Annotated in this window: 16 protein-coding genes and 1 riboswitch; of the genes, 9 read left to right on the forward strand and 7 right to left on the reverse strand. The window is 75.1% G+C overall.

Annotated elements, in window-relative coordinates:
• On the reverse strand, positions 1–1396 hold a 1396-nt coding region (locus ABEA77_RS25970), incomplete at its 3' end, for an MFS transporter (protein WP_345652358.1).
• A gap of 166 nt (positions 1397–1562) precedes the next feature.
• On the opposite strand from ABEA77_RS25970, the gene ABEA77_RS25975 reads away from it, so the two are divergent.
• A complete protein-coding gene (locus ABEA77_RS25975; RefSeq protein ID WP_345652361.1) occupies positions 1563–1940 on the forward strand; it encodes an alkaline phosphatase in 378 nt (125 codons plus the stop codon).
• A gap of 66 nt (positions 1941–2006) precedes the next feature.
• Here the strand turns inward: ABEA77_RS25975 and ABEA77_RS25980 are convergent, their stop codons facing one another.
• From ABEA77_RS25980 to ABEA77_RS25990, 3 genes are read right to left on the reverse strand one after another with little or no spacing between them, the layout of a single operon-like run.
• Positions 2007–2195 (reverse strand): DUF397 domain-containing protein, encoded by a 189-nt coding sequence (locus tag ABEA77_RS25980; protein WP_345652364.1) that lies wholly within the window; start codon positions 2193–2195, stop codon positions 2007–2009.
• Complete coding sequence (locus tag ABEA77_RS25985; RefSeq protein ID WP_345652367.1) at positions 2192–2395, reverse strand: DUF397 domain-containing protein; 204 nt, start codon at positions 2393–2395, stop codon at positions 2192–2194. The genes ABEA77_RS25980 and ABEA77_RS25985 overlap by 4 nt, the downstream gene beginning before the upstream one ends.
• Positions 2396–2397: 2 nt before the next feature.
• On the reverse strand, positions 2398–3300 hold the full coding sequence (locus ABEA77_RS25990; RefSeq protein ID WP_345652369.1) for a helix-turn-helix domain-containing protein: 903 nt from the start codon (positions 3298–3300) through the stop codon (positions 2398–2400).
• A 140-nt stretch (positions 3301–3440) separates the two neighbouring features.
• Between ABEA77_RS25990 and ABEA77_RS25995 the strand changes: the two genes are divergently transcribed.
• Together ABEA77_RS25995 and ABEA77_RS26000 are read left to right on the forward strand one after the other, a co-directional pair.
• Positions 3441–3755: a recombinase family protein gene (locus ABEA77_RS25995; RefSeq protein ID WP_345652372.1), complete on the forward strand. Its 315-nt coding sequence runs from the start codon at positions 3441–3443 to the stop codon at positions 3753–3755.
• A 20-nt stretch (positions 3756–3775) separates the two neighbouring features.
• The gene (locus ABEA77_RS26000; protein ID WP_345652484.1) at positions 3776–4324 is read left to right on the forward strand and encodes an ATP-binding protein; all 549 of its coding nucleotides are present in this window, start codon (positions 3776–3778) and stop codon (positions 4322–4324) included.
• 12 nt (positions 4325–4336) lie between these two features.
• Here the strand turns inward: ABEA77_RS26000 and ABEA77_RS26005 are convergent, their stop codons facing one another.
• On the reverse strand, positions 4337–5068 hold the full coding sequence (locus tag ABEA77_RS26005; RefSeq protein WP_345652375.1) for a TetR/AcrR family transcriptional regulator: 732 nt from the start codon (positions 5066–5068) through the stop codon (positions 4337–4339).
• Positions 5069–5150: 82 nt separating this feature from the next.
• Here ABEA77_RS26005 and ABEA77_RS26010 point away from each other — a divergent pair, with 82 nt between their 5' ends.
• Complete coding sequence (locus tag ABEA77_RS26010; protein WP_345652378.1) at positions 5151–6299, forward strand: FAD-dependent oxidoreductase; 1149 nt, start codon at positions 5151–5153, stop codon at positions 6297–6299.
• A 35-nt stretch (positions 6300–6334) separates the two neighbouring features.
• On the opposite strand, the gene cobN is transcribed toward ABEA77_RS26010, so the two are convergent.
• Entirely contained in the window at positions 6335–10018 is a 3684-nt protein-coding gene (gene cobN, locus ABEA77_RS26015; RefSeq protein WP_345652382.1) for a cobaltochelatase subunit CobN, read from the reverse strand.
• A 31-nt stretch (positions 10019–10049) separates the two neighbouring features.
• Positions 10050–10171: riboswitch (cobalamin riboswitch) on the reverse strand.
• A 116-nt stretch (positions 10172–10287) separates the two neighbouring features.
• Between cobN and cobG the strand changes: the two genes are divergently transcribed.
• The 3 genes from cobG to ABEA77_RS26030 are packed head-to-tail and all read left to right on the forward strand — an operon-like array spanning position 10288 to position 13909.
• The gene (gene cobG, locus ABEA77_RS26020; RefSeq protein ID WP_425588392.1) at positions 10288–11664 is read left to right on the forward strand and encodes a precorrin-3B synthase; all 1377 of its coding nucleotides are present in this window, start codon (positions 10288–10290) and stop codon (positions 11662–11664) included.
• Positions 11661–12305: a precorrin-8X methylmutase gene (locus ABEA77_RS26025; RefSeq protein ID WP_345652387.1), complete on the forward strand. Its 645-nt coding sequence runs from the start codon at positions 11661–11663 to the stop codon at positions 12303–12305. Before cobG ends, ABEA77_RS26025 begins: the two co-directional genes overlap by 4 nt.
• Positions 12302–13909: a precorrin-2 C(20)-methyltransferase gene (locus ABEA77_RS26030; RefSeq protein ID WP_345652390.1), complete on the forward strand. Its 1608-nt coding sequence runs from the start codon at positions 12302–12304 to the stop codon at positions 13907–13909. Before ABEA77_RS26025 ends, ABEA77_RS26030 begins: the two co-directional genes overlap by 4 nt.
• A 124-nt stretch (positions 13910–14033) precedes the next feature.
• On the opposite strand, the gene ABEA77_RS26035 is transcribed toward ABEA77_RS26030, so the two are convergent.
• Positions 14034–14921: a cobalt-precorrin-6A reductase gene (locus tag ABEA77_RS26035; protein ID WP_345652393.1), complete on the reverse strand. Its 888-nt coding sequence runs from the start codon at positions 14919–14921 to the stop codon at positions 14034–14036.
• Between the two features lie 11 nt (positions 14922–14932).
• Between ABEA77_RS26035 and ABEA77_RS26040 the strand changes: the two genes are divergently transcribed.
• Positions 14933–16063 (forward strand): cobalt-precorrin-5B (C(1))-methyltransferase, encoded by a 1131-nt coding sequence (locus tag ABEA77_RS26040; RefSeq protein WP_345652396.1) that lies wholly within the window; start codon positions 14933–14935, stop codon positions 16061–16063.
• A 169-nt stretch (positions 16064–16232) separates the two neighbouring features.
• Entirely contained in the window at positions 16233–16412 is a 180-nt protein-coding gene (locus ABEA77_RS26045; RefSeq protein WP_345652398.1) for a hypothetical protein, read from the forward strand.
• Positions 16413–16437 lie beyond the last annotated feature (25 nt).

A 16437-nucleotide genomic window follows, 5' to 3' on the forward strand; every position in this document is an offset into this window, starting at 1 on the left:
TCGCGGCCCGCGCGGCGGCGGTCAGGACGGCGGCGGCCCGGCGCGCGCCCGCCTGCACCCCGCCGCCCGCCGTGTGCAGGGCGAGGGTGACGAGGGCGACGCCGAGCGCGGTGCCGAGGCCCCTCGTCATGTTGACGAGGCCGCCCCCGGTGCCCGAGGAGCGGGCCGGGACCGCGCTCATGATCAGGGTGTTGTTGGCCGGGGTGAAGGTGCCGAGGCCGAGGCCGACGACGGCGAACACGGGCACCAGCCATCCGACGGTGAGCGGCACGGCGAGCAGCGCGGCGACGGCGACCGCGCACAGCGCCGCGCCCGTCAGGCACCTGCCGCGGTCCGTGAGGGAGCGCGGCAGCAGCCGGTCGCCGCCGGCCGCCGCGAGGGCGAACCCCGCGGGAAGCGCGGTGAGGACGAGCCCCGCCGTCAGCTCGGACGCGCCGCGCGCGGTCAGCAGCACCGGTACGAGTACCAGCGGCCCGAACAGCACGAGGTAGCCGCTGAGCGCCCCGACCAGGCCGGACGCCACCGCCCGTACCCGCAGCAGCGCCAGGTCGAGCAGCGGGGCCGCGGCCCGCCGCTGCCGCCGCACGAAGCCCCAGCCCGCGAGGGCCGCGAAGACGAACAGCGCGGCGACGCCCCAGCCGGGCACGGGCAGACCTGAGGCGGCGGAGACGCCGAGCAGCGCGCCGGTCGTCGCCGCGGCCAGCAGGGTGAGGCCCGGCCAGTCGAAGCCGGCTGCCCGGCTGCGCGCGCGGGTGCGCGGCAGCAGGTAGTGGCCGCTGACCAGGGCGATCAGCCCGACCGGCACATTGACCCAGAACACCCAGCGCCAGTCGAGCGCGGAGACGAGCGCGCCGCCGACCGTGGGGCCGAGGGCGAGGCCGAGCGCCTGCGCCGCGGCCTGCACGCCGAGCGCGGCGCGCATCCGCTCGCGCGGGGCGCTCGTGGTGACCAGCGCGACGCTGTTGGCCTGCATCATCGCCGCGCCCGCCGCCTGGAGGACGCGGAAGGCGACGAGCGCGCCGAGCGAGGGGGCGAGCCCGCAGGCGACGGACGCGGCCGTGAACACCGCGAAGCCGTACAGGTAGAGCAGCTTGCGGCCGTGCGCGTCGGCGAGCCGCCCGGCCGGTACCAGCAGGGCGACGAGCGCCAGCAGATAGGCGAGGGACACCCACTCGACGGCGGCGAGCGAGGCGTGGAAGCCCGCGCGCAGGCTGCCGTACGTCAGCGTGACGATGCTCGCGTCGAGTTGGCCCATGAAGGCGCCGAAGCAGACCGTGAGCACCGCGAGCCACCACGCGTTCGGCCGGGACCTCACGCCGTCGGGGCGCGCCCGCTCGGTGGTGAGCAGGGCGGGCAGGCGCGGGGCGCGCGGGCGGATCGGCGTACGGGCGGTCATGCCGTCCAGATTACAACGGACACCGAAATATTCGGAGGGCGTCGGATCTCCTGGTGGCCACCGGGCACGGGGCGCACCGCCCGCGCGGAGACGTCACGCGCCGTTCACCGGAGGCACTCCATGCCTCTCCGAGGACGCACAACGGCGCGAGCCGCGTCGACACCGGATGGCACCAGGCCGCCCATCCTCGGGCAGCAGGCGAAGGCCGCGGGCCTGGCGACAGGACTCGTCACGACCGCGCAGGTCACCGACGCGTTCCCCAGCCGCGTTCTTCGCCAACGGCGCGGACCGTGCGAAGCAGGACAGCATCGCGACGCAGTATCTGAGGGCCGGCAAGCCGGAGGTGATCCTCGGCGGCGGCGAGGACTGGTGGCTGCCCGCTGGCACGCCGGGCGCATTCGCCGACCACCCGGCCGAGGACTCCTCGGAGGAAAGCAGGGGCACCGAGGGCCATCTCGTCGAGAGGGCGAAGAAGGCCGGATACCAGTACGTCACCGACGGCAGTTTCAGCGCCTCAAAATCCACGATCCCCGCAACCCCCTGAACTCCAGGGTGTTGCGGGGATCAATAGAACCCGCCCCGGCGGGGACGGGGCGCCGCCGCATGCCGCTCAGCGCGCGACCGCTCCGATGAACGCGTCGAAGGCGCCCGGCGCGAAGGCCAACGCGGGACCCTGCGGATCCTTGCTGTCGCGCACCGCGCGCCCACCGCGCGGCAGCACGGCGACCTCCACGCAGTTGCCATTGTTGCCGGAGTACGACGACTTCACCCAGGCAGACTCGGCGATCGGGGTGTTCACCGGACGACCGCTCCGATGAACGCGTCGAAGGCGCCCGGCGCGAAAGCCAGCGCGGGACCCTGCGGGTCCTTGCTGTCGCGCACCGCACGCCCGCCGCGCGGCAGCACGGCGACCTCCACGCAGTTGTTGTTGGTGCCGGAGTACGACGACTTCACCCAGGCCGGCCCGGTCGCCGGCACCGGCTCGCTGTACCGCTTCATATCTAACCCATCTCCCGTGCGACGTCCGAGATCAACGCCCGCGATGCCCTGACGTTAGCAGCGGCCATGTTGAGGCGCCGGAAGAGCTTGGTGTACACCTCCACCTCGGCCGCCTCCTCGTAGTACAGCGTCCCCGTGGGCAGGTCGCTATAGGCGATGTCGGTTTCGGCCGCGGCGGGGAAGCTCATCACGACGAACGGGCCGTAGAGACAGGCGTTCATCGGATCCTCGCTCGGCAGCACTTGAAGCTGGACGTTGGAGCGGCGGCTGTCCGCGAGCAGCGACTCCAGCTGCTCCTTCATGACCGCCGCCGAACCGACCCGGTGGCGCAGGACGCTCTCGGAGATGACCACCCAGAGCTGGAGCGGGTCTTCTCTGGTGAGCACCTGGCGGCGTTCGCCGCGGACCGCAACCTGGACTTCGATCTGCTCACTGGTGAATTCGGGGTTCTGGAGCTCGATGAGCGCCCGCGTGTACTCAGGCGTCTGCAACAGCCCGGGGACGAGGTGGGTCTCCACGTTGTACAGCGTGCTCGCGTCGTGTTCGACGGCGACGTACGTGGCGTACGAGCCGTCGACGGCGAACCGCGACCACCAGCCCTTCTGCTTCGACTCGCGGTTCAGCTTCTCGATCTCGGCGCGCTCGGCGGGGTCGGTGACGCCGTAGAGGTCGAGCAGGGCACGCAGATCGGGCAGGCGCACGCCGGACTGGGCGTTCTCGATGCGGCCCACCTTGGACTTGTCCGCGTCGAGCACCACCGAGGCGTCCGCGTGCGTCAGCCCCGCGCTGATCCGCAACTCGCGCAGCCGACGCGCGAGTCGGCGCTGGCGGATCGTCGGGTTCTGGTTGAGCGGCATGGCGGGGGCCTCCTCGAAGGTCGCGGGAGCCTCAGTGTGACGCTCCATCACCATGCACGCAAGTAATAGCACTTATCAAGGAAGTGTTGACTTGACACTACTCACCAACCACTCTGCATGCTGTACCCATCACTGCGGTACGCGACGGCGTCGACACGCAGCGTCCACCCCCGTCCGAGGAGACAGCCATGCCAGAAACCGCCCACGGCTACATGCGGACCCACGACGCCGGGGACGACGAGATCGAGGCGGAACAGGACCGCATGCGGCACTGGGCGGCGGCACGGGGGTGGGAGCTGGCCAGGGTGCACGAGGAGGACACGGAGGGCGCCTTCACCGCGCTGGACGAACTGGTGCGCGCGTTACGGGAGTCGGGCGCGCGCCAGGTGCTCGTACCGAGCTTCCTGCACCTCGGCGCCAACCTCGTGCTCCAGGCCCAGATCGTCGACCATCTCCTGTGCACCACGGGTGCCGAGGTGTACAGCACGGGAGGCCCCCGGTGACCGGCTTCCCCGCACGTACGGTGTGTTACGCGGCCGGGGTCTGCCTGCCCGCGATTCCCGAAGCAGCTTCCATGGCAAGGGAGTTCACCCGCCACACGCTGACGGCCTGGGATCTGCCCGCACATCGCGACGACGCCGAGCTGATCGTCTCCGAGCTGGTGGCCAACGCCGTCACGCACGCGGCGCGCCAGGCGGCGTGCGCGGACCGCGAGGTCGGCGTGCGGCTCGCCCTCCGGGACGCGGGACTGCTGGTGGAGGTGCGGGACGCGGCGGACGGCAGGCCCGGCGTGCCCGACCAGAGCGAGGAGGCGGAGAGCGGTCGCGGCCTCTTCCTCGTAGAGGCGCTCAGCCGCAGCTGGGGCGTCCGCGGCGGCGCCGGGTCGCCAGGCAAGGTCGTGTGGGCCGAACTGCCGCCCGCGCCGCGCCCGTTGCCCCTGCTTCCGCCGCTCCCCCCGCGCCCCGCGGGCGCCGGCGCGCCCGCCCTGATCAGCGCGGTCCGCCACCGCGTGGACACCGCCGTCCTCACCCGCGTCCTGACCGGCCTCGTACGCCTGGCCGCGACGGACTGAGCCCGCCCGGCGTCAGTCGGACGCCCCGGCACCCGGGGCGTGCAGGGCCGTGATGCCCGCGAGGATCAGGTCGACCCCGGCGAGGAACTGCTCGGTGTCGTCGTGGTCGCGGAGCTGCTTCGCGACGGCGCGCACGAAGGGGTACTCCCCCGGGTCGAGCGCCTCCCACGCCGTCGAAACGGAGTCGAGGAACTCGCCACGGTCCGTGCCGACATGGGCGCGGGCCGCGCGGCCGTTCGCCGCGTTCTGGCCCGCGGCGCCCAGGATGTAGTGCACCAGCGCGGACGTCCCCGTGAACCAGGCGGACTCGGGGACGCCCAGCGCGCGCACCTGGCGGCCGACGGCCTCGTAGATGCGCGGGGTCACCGACTTCACCGGATCCCTGGGCATCTGGACGGCGAGCTGCGGGGCCAGCCACGGGTGCGCGTCGATCGCGCCGTACAGGCCGAGCGCCACCGCGCGCACGGCCTCACGCGGCGTGCGCGGGGCGCGGGCGGGGGCGGCCGTGAGGGCGGCGGCGACCACGGCCTCGGTGGCGGCGGCGAGCAGCTCGCCCTTGTTCGCCACGTGCCAGTAGATCGCCCCCGCGCCGGTGGCGAGGCGCTCGGTCAGCACCCGGAAGGTCAGCCCGCTCTCGCCTGCCGTGTCGAGCAGCTCGACGGCCGCCTCGACGATGCGCTCGCGGGAGAGCGCGTCGGCGCGCCGCCCCGTACCCGTACTGCCTGTGTTCCTCCGTGGTGCCATACGGCCATTTTGACATGACTGGAATGGTGTTCCAGAATCGACTGGAACGACATTCCAGTCAGCCGACCCAGAGGAGCCCGCCATGAACGCCACAAACACCGCACCCCTCCATGTCACGATCGTCGGCGCGGGACTCGGCGGCCTCACGCTCGCCCGGATCCTGCATGTCAACGGCGTATCCGCCACGGTCTACGAGGCCGAGACCTCCCCCACGGTGCGCTCCCAGGGCGGCCTGCTCGACATCCACGAGCACAACGGCCAGCCCGCCCTGGCGGCGGCCGGCCTGTTCGACGCCTTCCGCTCCCTCATCCTCCACGGCCACCAGGCGACCAGGGGCCTCGCCGAGGACGGCACCGTCCTGATCGACCACCCCGACGACGGCACCGGCGGGCGCCCCGAGGTCCAGCGCGGCGAGCTGCGGCGCATCCTGCTCGCATCACTCCCCGAGGGCACCGTCCGGTGGGGGCACAAGGTCGCCGCCGTACGGCCGCTCGGCGGCGGGCGCCACGAGATCGCCTTCGTCGACGGGACCACCACGGCCACCGACCTGCTGGTGGGCGCGGACGGCGCCTGGTCCAGGGTCCGGCCGCTGGTCTCCGACGCCGTGCCCGTCTACACCGGCACGACCTACGTGGAGACCTACCTCCACGACGCCGACACCCGGCACCCCGCGAGCGCGAAGGCGGTCGGTGGCGGCTCGATGTTCGCGCTCGCGCCCGGCAAGGGCATCTCGGCGCACCGGGAGACCCGCGGGACCCTGCACACCTACGCCGCGCTCACCAAGCCGCGCGAGTGGTTCGACGCCGTCGACCTCGCAGAACCGGCGGCGGTGGCGCGCATCGCGGCCGAGTTCGCCGGCTGGGCGCCCGAGCTGACCGCGCTGATCACCGACGCGGACACCCCACCGGTCCTGCGCCCCCTGCACACGCTGCCGGCGGACCACCGGTGGGAGCGGGTGCCGGGCGTCACCCTGATCGGCGACGCCGCGCACCTCATGATCCCCTCGGGCGAGGGCGCCAACCTGGCCATGTACGACGGCGCGGAACTCGCCAGGGCCCTGGTCGAGCACCCCGGCGACGTCGAGGCCGCGCTCGCCGCGCACGAACGGGAGATGTTCCCGCGCAGCGCCGCGGAGGCCGCGGAGGCCGACCGCCTCCACGAGATCATGTACGGCCCCGGCACCCCGCACAGCCTGGTCAACCTGCTGGCGGGCCACATCCAGGGCGCGTGAGGCCGCCCCTCCGGGAGGGGGAGCGGCCCGGGGGCTCAGGCGTCGGTGGCGTCTGCGGCGTCCTCGGCGTCGGACTCCAGGTCGCCCTCCGTGTCGAGGAAGACCTGGCGCAGTTCCGCGAGCACCTGCGGGTCGGGCTTGGCCCACATGCCGCGCGACTCGGCCTCCAGCAGGCGCTCCGCCATGCCGTGCAGGGCCCAGGGGTTGGCCTCCTGGAGGAACGCGCGGTTCTCCTCGTCGAGGACGTACGCCTGCGTCAGCCTGTCGTACATCCAGTCGGCGACGACGCCCGTCGTCGCGTCGTACCCGAACAAGTAGTCCACGGTCGCGGCGAGTTCGAAGGCGCCCTTGTAGCCGTGGCGGCGCATCGCCTCGATCCAGCGGGGGTTGACGACCCGCGCGCGGAAGACGCGGGAGGTCTCCTCGACCAGGGTGCGGGTCCGGACCGTCTCCGGCCGGGTGGAGTCGCCGATGTACGCCTCCGGCGCGCTGCCCTTGAGCGCGCGGACCGTGGCGACCATGCCGCCGTGGTACTGGAAGTAGTCGTCCGAGTCGGCGATGTCGTGCTCGCGGGTGTCGGTGTTCTTCGCGGCGACCGCGATCCGCTGGTACGCGTTCTCCATCTCCGCGCGCGCCGGGCGGCCTTCGAGCTCGCGCCCGTACGCGTAGCCGCCCCACACCGTGTAGACCTCGGCGAGGTCGGCGTCCGTGCGCCAGTCGCGGCTGTCGATCAGCTGGAGCAGGCCCGCGCCGTACGTGCCGGGGCGCGAGCCGAAGATGCGGGTGGTGGCCCGGCGTTCGTCGGCGCCCGCCGCCATGTCGGCCTGCGCGTGCGCCCGTACGTGGTTGTCCTCCGCGCTCTCGTCCAGCGAGGCGGCGAGCCGCACGGCGTCGTCGAGCAGCCCGATGGCGTGCGGGAACGCGTCCCGGAAGAAGCCGCTGATGCGCAGCGTCACATCGATGCGGGGGCGGCCCAGCTCGGCCGCCTCGATCGCTTCGAGGCCGGTGACCCGGCGCGAGGCGTCGTCCCACACCGGCCGCACGCCGAGCAGCGCGAGCGCCTCCGCGATGTCGTCGCCCGCGGTGCGCATCGCGCTCGTGCCCCACAGGGAGAGGCCCACGGACTGCGGCCACTCGCCGTTGTCGTCGCGGTAGCGGGTCAGCAGCGAGTCGGCGAGCGCCTGGCCGGTCTCCCAGGCGAGCCTGCTCGGCACGGCCTTCGGGTCGACTGAGTAGAAGTTCCGCCCGGTCGGCAGCACGTTGACCAGGCCGCGCAGCGGTGAGCCCGAAGGACCCGCGGGCACGAAGCCGCCGTTGAGCGCGAGGACCGCGTGGTCGATCTCGTCGGTGGTGCCCGCGAGGCGCGGCACGACCTCGCGCGCCGCGAAGTCGAGGATGCGGCCGACCGCTTCCGGCTGCCCCGCGGCGACCTCGGCGACCGCGGAGGGCGCCCAGCCCGCGTCCTCCATCGCCTGCACGAGGGCGCGGGCGCGCGCCTCGACCTCGTCGGCGGCGGTGCGGGTGGCGGCGGACTCGTCGAGGCCGAGCGCCTCGCGCAGGCCGGGCAGCGACTGCGTGCCGCCCCAGATCTGCCGGGCCCGCAGCACCGCGAGGACGAGATTGACCCGGGCCTCGCCGGTGGGCGCGCCGCCCAGCACGTGCAGGCCGTCGCGGATCTGCGCGTCCTTGATCTCGCAGAGCCAGCCGTCGAGGTGCAGGACGAACTCGTCGAAGCCCTCGTCGTCGGGCCGCTCGTCGGGGTCGAGCCCGAGGTCGTGATCGAGCTTCGCCGCCTGGATCAGCGTCCAGATCTGCGCCCGGACCGCGGGCAGCTTCGCCGGGTCCATGGAGGCGATCTGCGCGTGCTCGTCGAGGAGTTGCTCAAGGCGGGCGATGTCGCCGTACGACTCGGCGCGCGCCATCGGCGGCACCAGGTGGTCCACGAGGGTGGCATGCACGCGGCGCTTGGCCTGGGTGCCCTCCCCGGGGTCGTTGACGAGGAACGGGTAGACGAGCGGCAGGTCGCCGAGGGCCGCGTCGGGCGCGCAGGCAGCGGACAGGCCCGCGTTCTTGCCGGGCAGCCACTCCAGATTGCCGTGCTTGCCCAGGTGGACCATGGCGTCCGCGCCGAACCCGCCCTCGGCACGCGGCGCCTGGATCCAGCGGTACGCGGCGAGGTAGTGGTGCGAGGGCGGCAGGTCGGGGTCGTGGTAGATCGCGATGGGGTTCTCGCCGAAGCCGCGCGGCGGCTGGATCAGGATCAGCAGATTGCCGTACCGCAGCGCCGCGAGGACGATGTCGCCCTCGGGGTTGTGCGTGCGGTCCACGAACATCTCACCCGGCGCCTGCCCCCAGTGCTCCTCCACCGACTCCCGCAGCTCGGCGGGGAGTTCGGCGAACCAGCGGCGGTAGTCGGCGGCCGGGACGCGCACCGGGTTGCGTGCGAGCTGCTCCTCGGTGAGCCACTCCTGGTCGTGGCCGCCGGCCTCGATGAGCGCGCGGATCAGCTCGTCGCCGTCGCCCGAGACGAGGCCCGGGACGGCGGGCAGGGCACCGGTCGCGGGAGCGCCCTCCGCGGGCGGCGCGGCCGGGCCGAAGTCGTACCCCTCGGCGACGAGGCGGCGCAGCAGCGCGACGGCGCTCGCCGGGGTGTCGAGGCCCACGGCGTTGCCGATGCGGGAGTGCTTCGTCGGGTACGCGGAGAGCACCAGCGCGAGGCGCTTGTCCGCAGGGGGTATGTGGCGCAGCCGCGCGTGACGGACCGCGATCCCGGCGACGCGGGCGGCGCGCTCCGGGTCGGCGACGTACGAAGGCAGACCGTCCTCGTCGATCTCCTTGAACGAGAACGGCACGGTGATCAGCCGCCCGTCGAACTCCGGCACCGCGATCTGCCCGGCCGCGTCCAGCGGCGAGAGCCCCTCGTCGTTGGCCTCCCAGTCGGCGCGCGAGCCCGTCAGGCACAGCGCCTGGAGGATCGGGACGCCGAGCGCGGCCAGCGCGCCCGCGTCCCACGACTCGTCGTCCTCGCCCGCCGAGGCCCCGGCAGGGCGGGTGCCGCCCGCCGCGAGGACCGTCGTGACCAGCGCGTCCGCCGCGCCGAGCGCGTCGAGCAGCTCGGGCTCAGGGGTGCGGAGCGACGCCACGTACAGCGGCAGCGGCCGGCCGCCCGCCGCCTCGATCGCCGAGCACAGGGCGTCCACGAAACCGGTGTTGCCGCTCATGTGGTGCGCGCGGTAGTAGAGCACCGCGACGAGCGGCCCCGTCGCGCCTGGCGCGGCATCGCGCTCCAGGTGCCCCCAGGTCGGGGCGGGCGCGGGCGGCTCGAAGCCGTGCCCGGTGAGCAGCACGGTGTCGGAGAGGAAGCGGGCCAGCTGGTCGAGGTTGGCGGGGCCGCCGTGCGCGAGGTAGGCGTGCGCCTCGGCCGCGATGCCGATGGGGACCGTCGACGCCTCCATCAGCTGCGCGTCGGGGGCCTGCTCGCCGGTGAGGACGACCAGCGGCACGCCGCTCGCCCGCAGCGCGTCGATCCCCTCCTGCCAGGCGCGCACCCCGCCGAGCAGCCGCACGACGACGAGGTCCGCACCGTCGAGCAGCCCCGGCAGGTCGTCGAGCGGCAGCCGCGCCGGGTTGGCGAACCTGAACGGCACGGGCGCGCCCGCCGCGTGCGCGGCACGGGCCGAGAGCAGATCGGTGTCGGACGTCGACAGGAGCAGCAGCATGCGGCGGCTCGCCTTCCTCGGGGTCCGCGCCCCGGGCAGTGGGAGGACGGCGGGAGTTCCTGACTCACCCGGAGAGTGCCGGGCTCACAGTGGCGGGACCGTGCCGGATTCTCACCGGCCTTCCTCCCAGACGCCGTCGCTGGTCCCTCGATAGTAAGCGGTGCTGGTCGGAGTGGGGAGAGCGCATGGCCGCCGGGGGCACGGGGCGGGGCGGGCGCCCGGCGGGGCGTGGTGTGTGCGGGCGGTGGGTGGCCCAGGTGGGGCTGGGTATGCTCGCCGCCGTGTCGACAGCCATGCCACCAAAGGGAACGCACCGGGATGAATCCCCCGTGCGTGACCGCGGCGACGCCTGCCCCGGGGCGCTGCGGCTGCACGCCGCCGACGACGGCAGGCTGGCCCGTCTGCGGCTGCCCGGCGGGCTGCTGACGGCACGTCAGGCCGAAGTGGTCGCCGACGCGGCCGAGCTGCTCGGGGACGGGCACCTCGACCTCACCTCACGCGGAAACGTTCAGCTGCGGGGCCTCGCGGAGTCCTGCGCCGCGCCTCTCGCCGCCCGGCTGCACGCGGCGGGCCTGCTGCCCTCCGAGCGGCACGAGCGCGCCCGCAACATCGTCGCGTCCCCGCTCGCCGGGGAGGACGAACTCCCCTTCGCTGACGTGCGGTTGTGGGTGCGCGAGCTGGACGCGCTGGTCTGCGCGAGCGACCGGGCGGCGGACCTGTCGGGACGGTTCCTCTTCGCGCTCGACGACGGGCGGGGCGACGTGGCGACGCTCGGCGCCGATGTGACGTTGCTCGCAGAGCCCGGGGCCGGGAGCGCCGTGCTGCTCGTCGGGCCGGGACGGCTGCGCGTACGGGCCGCCGACGCGCCGCGCGCCGCACTGCTCGCGGCCGAGGCGTTCCGTACGGCAGCCGCCGGCTCCGGTGCCTGGCGCGTACACGAACTGCCGGGGGACGGCGCCGCGCGCCTCGCCGCCGTGCTGCGCGACGCGCTCGGCGCGGGCGGCGTGCGCGCGGAGCACGTACCGGACCCTTACGCCCCGCCGCGCGGCGGCCCGCCCGCGCTCGGCACGGTCCGCGCGCCGGGCGGGGAGCGCGCCGCCGTCTGCGTACAGCCGCCGCTCGGGCGGCTCACCGCCGCGCAGTGGCGGCTGCTCGCGGGCGCGGGCGACGGCCTGCGGGTCACGCCCTGGCGGAGCCTCGTCGTGCCGGGCCTCACGCCCACCGCGGCCGACGTGCTGCTCGGACGGGCCGCTGCCGCGGGCCTCGTGACCAGCGCGGACTCGCCCTGGACCCGCGTCGGCGCGTGCACCGGCAGGCCCGGCTGCGCGAAGTCGCTCGCGGACGTACGGGCCGACGCGGCGGCTGCCGCGGCCGGCCCCAGGGCGCGCCTGCCCGTCTACTTCTCCGGCTGCGCGCGCCGCTGCGGCCACCCGCGCGGCCCGCACCTCGACAAGGTGGCCACGGGGGACGGCACGTACGCGACGACCACGGTCACGGACGCGGCCCCCTCGACGGGCCCCGGCCCGGACCCGGGCCCGGACCCCGCCCCGGCCCGGCGGCACCCGCGCCGAGACCCAGGCACTCCAGACACCCCAGGCACTCCAGACACTCCAGACACCCCCACGACGACAACGGTGACGAGATGACGACGACCACTGGCTTCGCCTACGAGAAGGACGGCTCCGAGATCTACCGCCGCTCCTTCGCCACCATCCGCGCCGAGGCGGACCTGAGCGGTCTGCCCGCGGACGTGGCCCAGGTCGTCGTCCGCATGATCCACGCGTGCGGCATGGTCGACCTGGTCGCCGACGTCGCCCACAGCGCCGGCGTGGTCGCCCGCGCACGCGCCGCCCTGCGCGCGGGCGCGCCGATCCTCTGCGACGCGCAGATGGTCGCGAGCGGCGTCACCCGCAGGCGGCTGCCCGCAGGCAACGAGGTGGTGTGCACTCTCGGCGACCCGGCCGTCCCCGCGCTCGCCGCCGAGCTGGGCACCACCCGCAGCGCCGCCGCGCTCGAACTGTGGCGTGACCGCCTCGACGGCGCGGTCGTCGCCGTCGGCAACGCGCCGACCGCGCTGTTCCGGCTGCTCGAAATGGTCGAGCAGGGCGCGCCCCGCCCGGCCGCCGTGATCGGCGTACCGGTCGGCTTCATCGGCGCTGCCGAGTCCAAGGACGCGCTCGCCGCGCACCCCGCCGCCCTCGACCACCTGGTCGTACGCGGCAGGCGCGGCGGCAGCGCCATCGCCGCAGCCGCGCTCAACGCGATCGCGAGCGAGGACGAGCGATGAGCGAGGGCGAGACGGGCACGGCCGCGCGCCCGGGGGCCGGGGACGCGTCGGCGGCGCGGACGGAGCCCGTCCCGGCCGCGGGCGGGACGGCCGACCGGCAGGCCGGCAGGCTGTACGGCGTCGGGCTCGGGCCGGGCGACCCGGAGCTGCTGACCGTGCGCGCGGTGCGCGCGATCGCGGAGGCCGACGTCGTCGCGTACCACAGCGCCGGGCACGGCAGGTCCATCGCGCGCGCCATCGCCGCCCCGCACCTGCGGCCCGACCACATCGAGGAGGCGCTCGTCTACCCGGTCACGACCGGCACGACCGACCACCCGGGCGGGTACCGCGGCGCCATCGACGCCTTCTACGAGGAGGCCGCGGCGCGGCTCGCCGCGCACCTGGACGCCGGGCGCACCGTCGCGGTGCTCGCCGAGGGCGACCCCCTCTTCTACGGCTCGTACATGCACATGCACAAGCGCCTCGCGCACCGCTACCCGACCGAGGTCGTACCGGGCGTGACCTCGGTGAGCGCGGCGGCCGCGCGGCTGGGGACACCGCTGGTCGAGGGCGAGGAGGTGCTGACGGTCCTGCCGGGCACGCTCCCCGAGGAGGAGCTCGCGGCCCGCCTCTCGGCCGCGGACTCCGCGGTCGTGATGAAGCTCGGCCGCACCTTCCCCGCCGTGCGGCGGGCGGTCGAGCGGGCCGGCCGGCTCGACGACGCGCGGTACGTGGAGCGCGCCACCATGCCGGGCGAGCGCACCGGCGCGCTCGCGGACGCCGACCCGGAGACGGTGCCGTACTTCGCGGTGACGGTGCTGCCGAGCCGCGTGGCCGCGCAGGACGGCCCGGGGCGCGAGGCGCCGCGGCACGGGCGCGGCGGGGTCGTGGTCGTCGGCACCGGGCCCGCGGGCCCCCTCTGGCTCACCCCCGAGGCCCGCGGCGAACTGGCGGCGGCCGACGACCTGGTGGGCTACGCGACGTACCTGGCCCGGGTGCCGGAGCGCCCAGGCCAGCGGCGCCACGCCTCCGACAACAAGGTCGAGTCCGAGCGCGCCGACTTCGCCCTCGACCTCGCGCGCCGCGGCCACCGCGTCGCCGTCGTCTCCTCGGGCGATCCCGGGGTGTTCGCCATGGCGACCGCGGTCCTCGAAGTCGCGTCGGCCGACCCGTACAAGGACGTGCCGGTACGGATCGTGCCCGGTGTCACCGCGGCCAACGCGGCCGCCGCGCGCGCCGGCGCGCCGCTCGGCCACGACTACGCGGTGATCTCGCTCTCCGACCGGCTCAAGCCGTGGGAGGTGGTCGCGGCCCGGCTGCACGCCGCGGCCTCCGCGGACCTCGCGATGGCCCTGTACAACCCCGGTTCCAGGTCCCGCACCTGGCAGGTCGGCAAGGCCCGCGAACTCCTCCTCGAACACCGCGCCCCCGACACCCCGGTCGTCCTCGCGCGGGACGTGGGCGGCCCCGAGGAGCGTGTCCGCATCGTCCGCCTCACCGACCTCGACCCGGCCCAGGTCGACATGCGGACGGTCCTGCTGATCGGCTCGTCCCAGACGGTCGCCGCACACCGCGCGGGCGGCGAGGTCGCCTGGACGCCCCGGAGGTACCCGGAGGGCGGGTGAGGCCCGCGGGCATGCGCGTTGCCCGCGGGCCGCGTGCGGGCCTCTCCCACCGGACCGCGCGCGGCGCGCTCCCGCTGGACCGCGTGCGGCTCCACCGGGCGCGACGCAGGGAGCACGCGCGGCCCTACCGCACCCGGCGCAGCGCCCAGGCCGTCGCGGCCTCGACCGTGTCGGCCGTCTCGACGCCCTCGGGTGTCGCCGGGCGGGTGACGACGACCACGGGGAGGCCGGCCTCGCGGGCGGCCGTCAGCTTGGGCGCGGTGGCGGCGCCGCCGCTGTCCTTGGTGACGAGGACGTCGATCGCGTACCGCCGCAGCACCTCGCGCTCGCCCTCCAGGGTGAAGGGGCCGCGGGCGAGGAGGACGTCGAGCCGCGGCGGGACGGGCGGCTCCGGCGGGTCCACGGACCGTACGAGGAACCGCGGCCGGTCCAGGTGCGCGAACGCGCCGAGCCCCATGCGGCCCGTGGTGAGGAACACCCGCCGCCAGGGCCCTGCCGTGAGCAGCCCAGCGGCGGCGGCCAGGGACGCGGCGGGCCGCCAGTCGTCGCCCGGCCGCGGGACCCAGCCGGGCCGCCGCAGCCGGAGCAGGGGAACATGGCAGGTGGCGGCGGCACGGGCCGCGTTGCGAGTGATGGTCTCCGCGAAGGGATGGGTGGCGTCGATGACCGCGTCCACACGGTGCTCACGCAGCCACACCGCGAGCCCTTCCGCACCGCCGAAGCCCCCGACGCGCACCTCGCCCGGCGGCAGCACGGGCCGGGCGACCCGGCCGGCGAGAGAACTGGTCACGCGCAGCCGGGCGGCCCGCGCGGGCCGCGCGGCGGTGGGAGCCCGCGCGGCGGGATCCGCCTGCGCGGTGGTGTCCGCCCACGTACCGGAAGCCGCCTGTCCTGCTGGGGTCGTACGCCCGGCGGGAGACGCCCCCGATGCGGCAGACGCCCCCGCGGCCACCAGCGCCTCGGCGAGCCGCCGTCCCTCGGTGGTGCCGCCGAGGATCAGCACGTGGCGCATCGGGATCCTCCATGGCTAGGCCGGCCGGGAGCGGCGGGCGGGACGCCCAACTCAAACACACCGGCCTGCGGCCCGGCTGGACGACCGGCGCCTGCGCGACGGCCGCGGCGACCGCCGCGTACACGGCGCTGCTCGCCGGGGAGTTCCCCGACCCCGTGACGATCACCCTGCCGCGCGGGCAGCGGCCCGCGTTCGCGCTCGCGGTCGAGGAGCTCGCGGCGGACGGCACCGCGGCCACGGCCGGCGTGGTCAAGGACGCGGGCGACGACCCGGACGTCACCCACGGCGCCCTGATCCGCGCCACGGTCCGCCGGCTCGCGCCCGGCGCGGGCGTGGTGTTCAGGGCGGGCCCCGGCGTGGGCACGGTGACCAGGCCGGGGCTCCCGCTCGACGTGGGCGAGCCCGCCATCAACCCGGTGCCCCGAAGGCTGATGGCCGAACACCTCGACGCGGTCGCGGCGGCCCACGGCGGCGGCGCGGCGGACGCCGAGATCACCGTCGCCGTGGACGACGGCGAGGAGATCGCCCGCTCCACCTGGAACCCCCGGCTCGGCATCCTCGGCGGCCTGTCCATCCTCGGCACGACCGGCGTCGTCGTCCCGTACTCCTGCTCGGCCTGGATCGACTCGATCCGCCGCGGCGTCGACGTCGCCCGCGCGGCGGGCCGCACACACCTCGCCGGCTGCACGGGGTCCACCTCGGAGAAGACCGTCGCCGCGCTGTACGGCCTCCCGCAGGACGCCCTGCTCGACATGGGCGACTTCGCGGGCGCGGTCCTCAAGTACGTGCGCCGCCACCCCGTCGACCGCCTCACCCTCTGCGGCGGCTTCGCCAAGCTCTCGAAGCTCGCGGCGGGCCACCTCGACCTCCACTCCGCGCGCTCCCAGGTGGACAAGCCCCTCCTCGCCGAGCTCGCCCGCACCGCGGGCGCGTCCCCCGCGCTCGCCGCCCGGGTCGCCGCCGCCAACACCGGCCTCGAAGCCCTCCGCCTCTGCCAGGACGCCGGCGTCCCCCTGGGCGACGCCGTGGCCACCCGCGCCCGCGACGAGGCCCTCACAGTCCTCCGAGGCTCCCGCGTACGGGCCGACGTCCTCTGCATCGACCGCGCGGGCGCGGTGGTCGGCCGGGCGGAACCGGCGTGACGGTCGATCCGGCGAGTGCGGCGCGGATCTTGGGCCCACGCCTCGGGACCACTCGGCACACGCTCCCGTCCGGAGCGCCGAGAGCGCACGGACCGAGCAGCGTGGCACCTTGCCGCAAAGGTACCGATCCGGAAGTCCTGTCGACGGAAACAAGCGGACCGCGCGGGCGGTGACGATGGTCTTCTCGGGCCTGGACGGCCGCCGGTTGGCCGACCCGTTGGACGAGGACGCCGCCGAAGGGCCGATGCTCGCTGCGGCGCAGTCCCAGAGCGATGTCACGAAGATCGCGGCGCGGCTCGGTCGGTTCGTGAGGAGCAGCCCCTTCCTGCACGGCCTTGCGGAGCACTGACCGCGGCGCGACCGGGATGAGCGCC

Origin of the sequence: Streptomyces tremellae (genome assembly GCF_039540215.1) — a bacterium.
In the GTDB taxonomy this organism is placed as follows: domain Bacteria; phylum Actinomycetota; class Actinomycetes; order Streptomycetales; family Streptomycetaceae; genus Streptomyces; species Streptomyces tremellae.

Bases quoted from the DNA above. Each gene is read 5' to 3' on its own strand.
- ABEA77_RS26010 (WP_345652378.1), top strand. From the start codon at position 5,151: ATGAACGCCACAAACACCGCACCCCTCCATGTCACGATCGTCGGCGCG.
- ABEA77_RS25985 (WP_345652367.1), bottom strand. From the start codon at position 2,395: ATGAAGCGGTACAGCGAGCCGGTGCCGGCGACCGGGCCGGCCTGGGTG.
- ABEA77_RS26035 (WP_345652393.1), bottom strand. From the start codon at position 14,921: ATGCGCCACGTGCTGATCCTCGGCGGCACCACCGAGGGACGGCGGCTC.
- ABEA77_RS26005 (WP_345652375.1), bottom strand. From the start codon at position 5,068: ATGGCACCACGGAGGAACACAGGCAGTACGGGTACGGGGCGGCGCGCC.
- cobN (WP_345652382.1), bottom strand. From the start codon at position 10,018: ATGCTGCTGCTCCTGTCGACGTCCGACACCGATCTGCTCTCGGCCCGT.
- ABEA77_RS25990 (WP_345652369.1), bottom strand. From the start codon at position 3,300: ATGGAGCGTCACACTGAGGCTCCCGCGACCTTCGAGGAGGCCCCCGCC.
- ABEA77_RS25995 (WP_345652372.1), top strand. From the start codon at position 3,441: ATGCCAGAAACCGCCCACGGCTACATGCGGACCCACGACGCCGGGGAC.
- ABEA77_RS26030 (WP_345652390.1), top strand. From the start codon at position 12,302: ATGAGCGAGGGCGAGACGGGCACGGCCGCGCGCCCGGGGGCCGGGGAC.
- ABEA77_RS26025 (WP_345652387.1), top strand. From the start codon at position 11,661: ATGACGACGACCACTGGCTTCGCCTACGAGAAGGACGGCTCCGAGATC.
- cobG (WP_425588392.1), top strand. From the start codon at position 10,288: ATGCTCGCCGCCGTGTCGACAGCCATGCCACCAAAGGGAACGCACCGG.
- ABEA77_RS25975 (WP_345652361.1), top strand. From the start codon at position 1,563: ATGGCACCAGGCCGCCCATCCTCGGGCAGCAGGCGAAGGCCGCGGGCC.
- ABEA77_RS26040 (WP_345652396.1), top strand. From the start codon at position 14,933: ATGGCTAGGCCGGCCGGGAGCGGCGGGCGGGACGCCCAACTCAAACAC.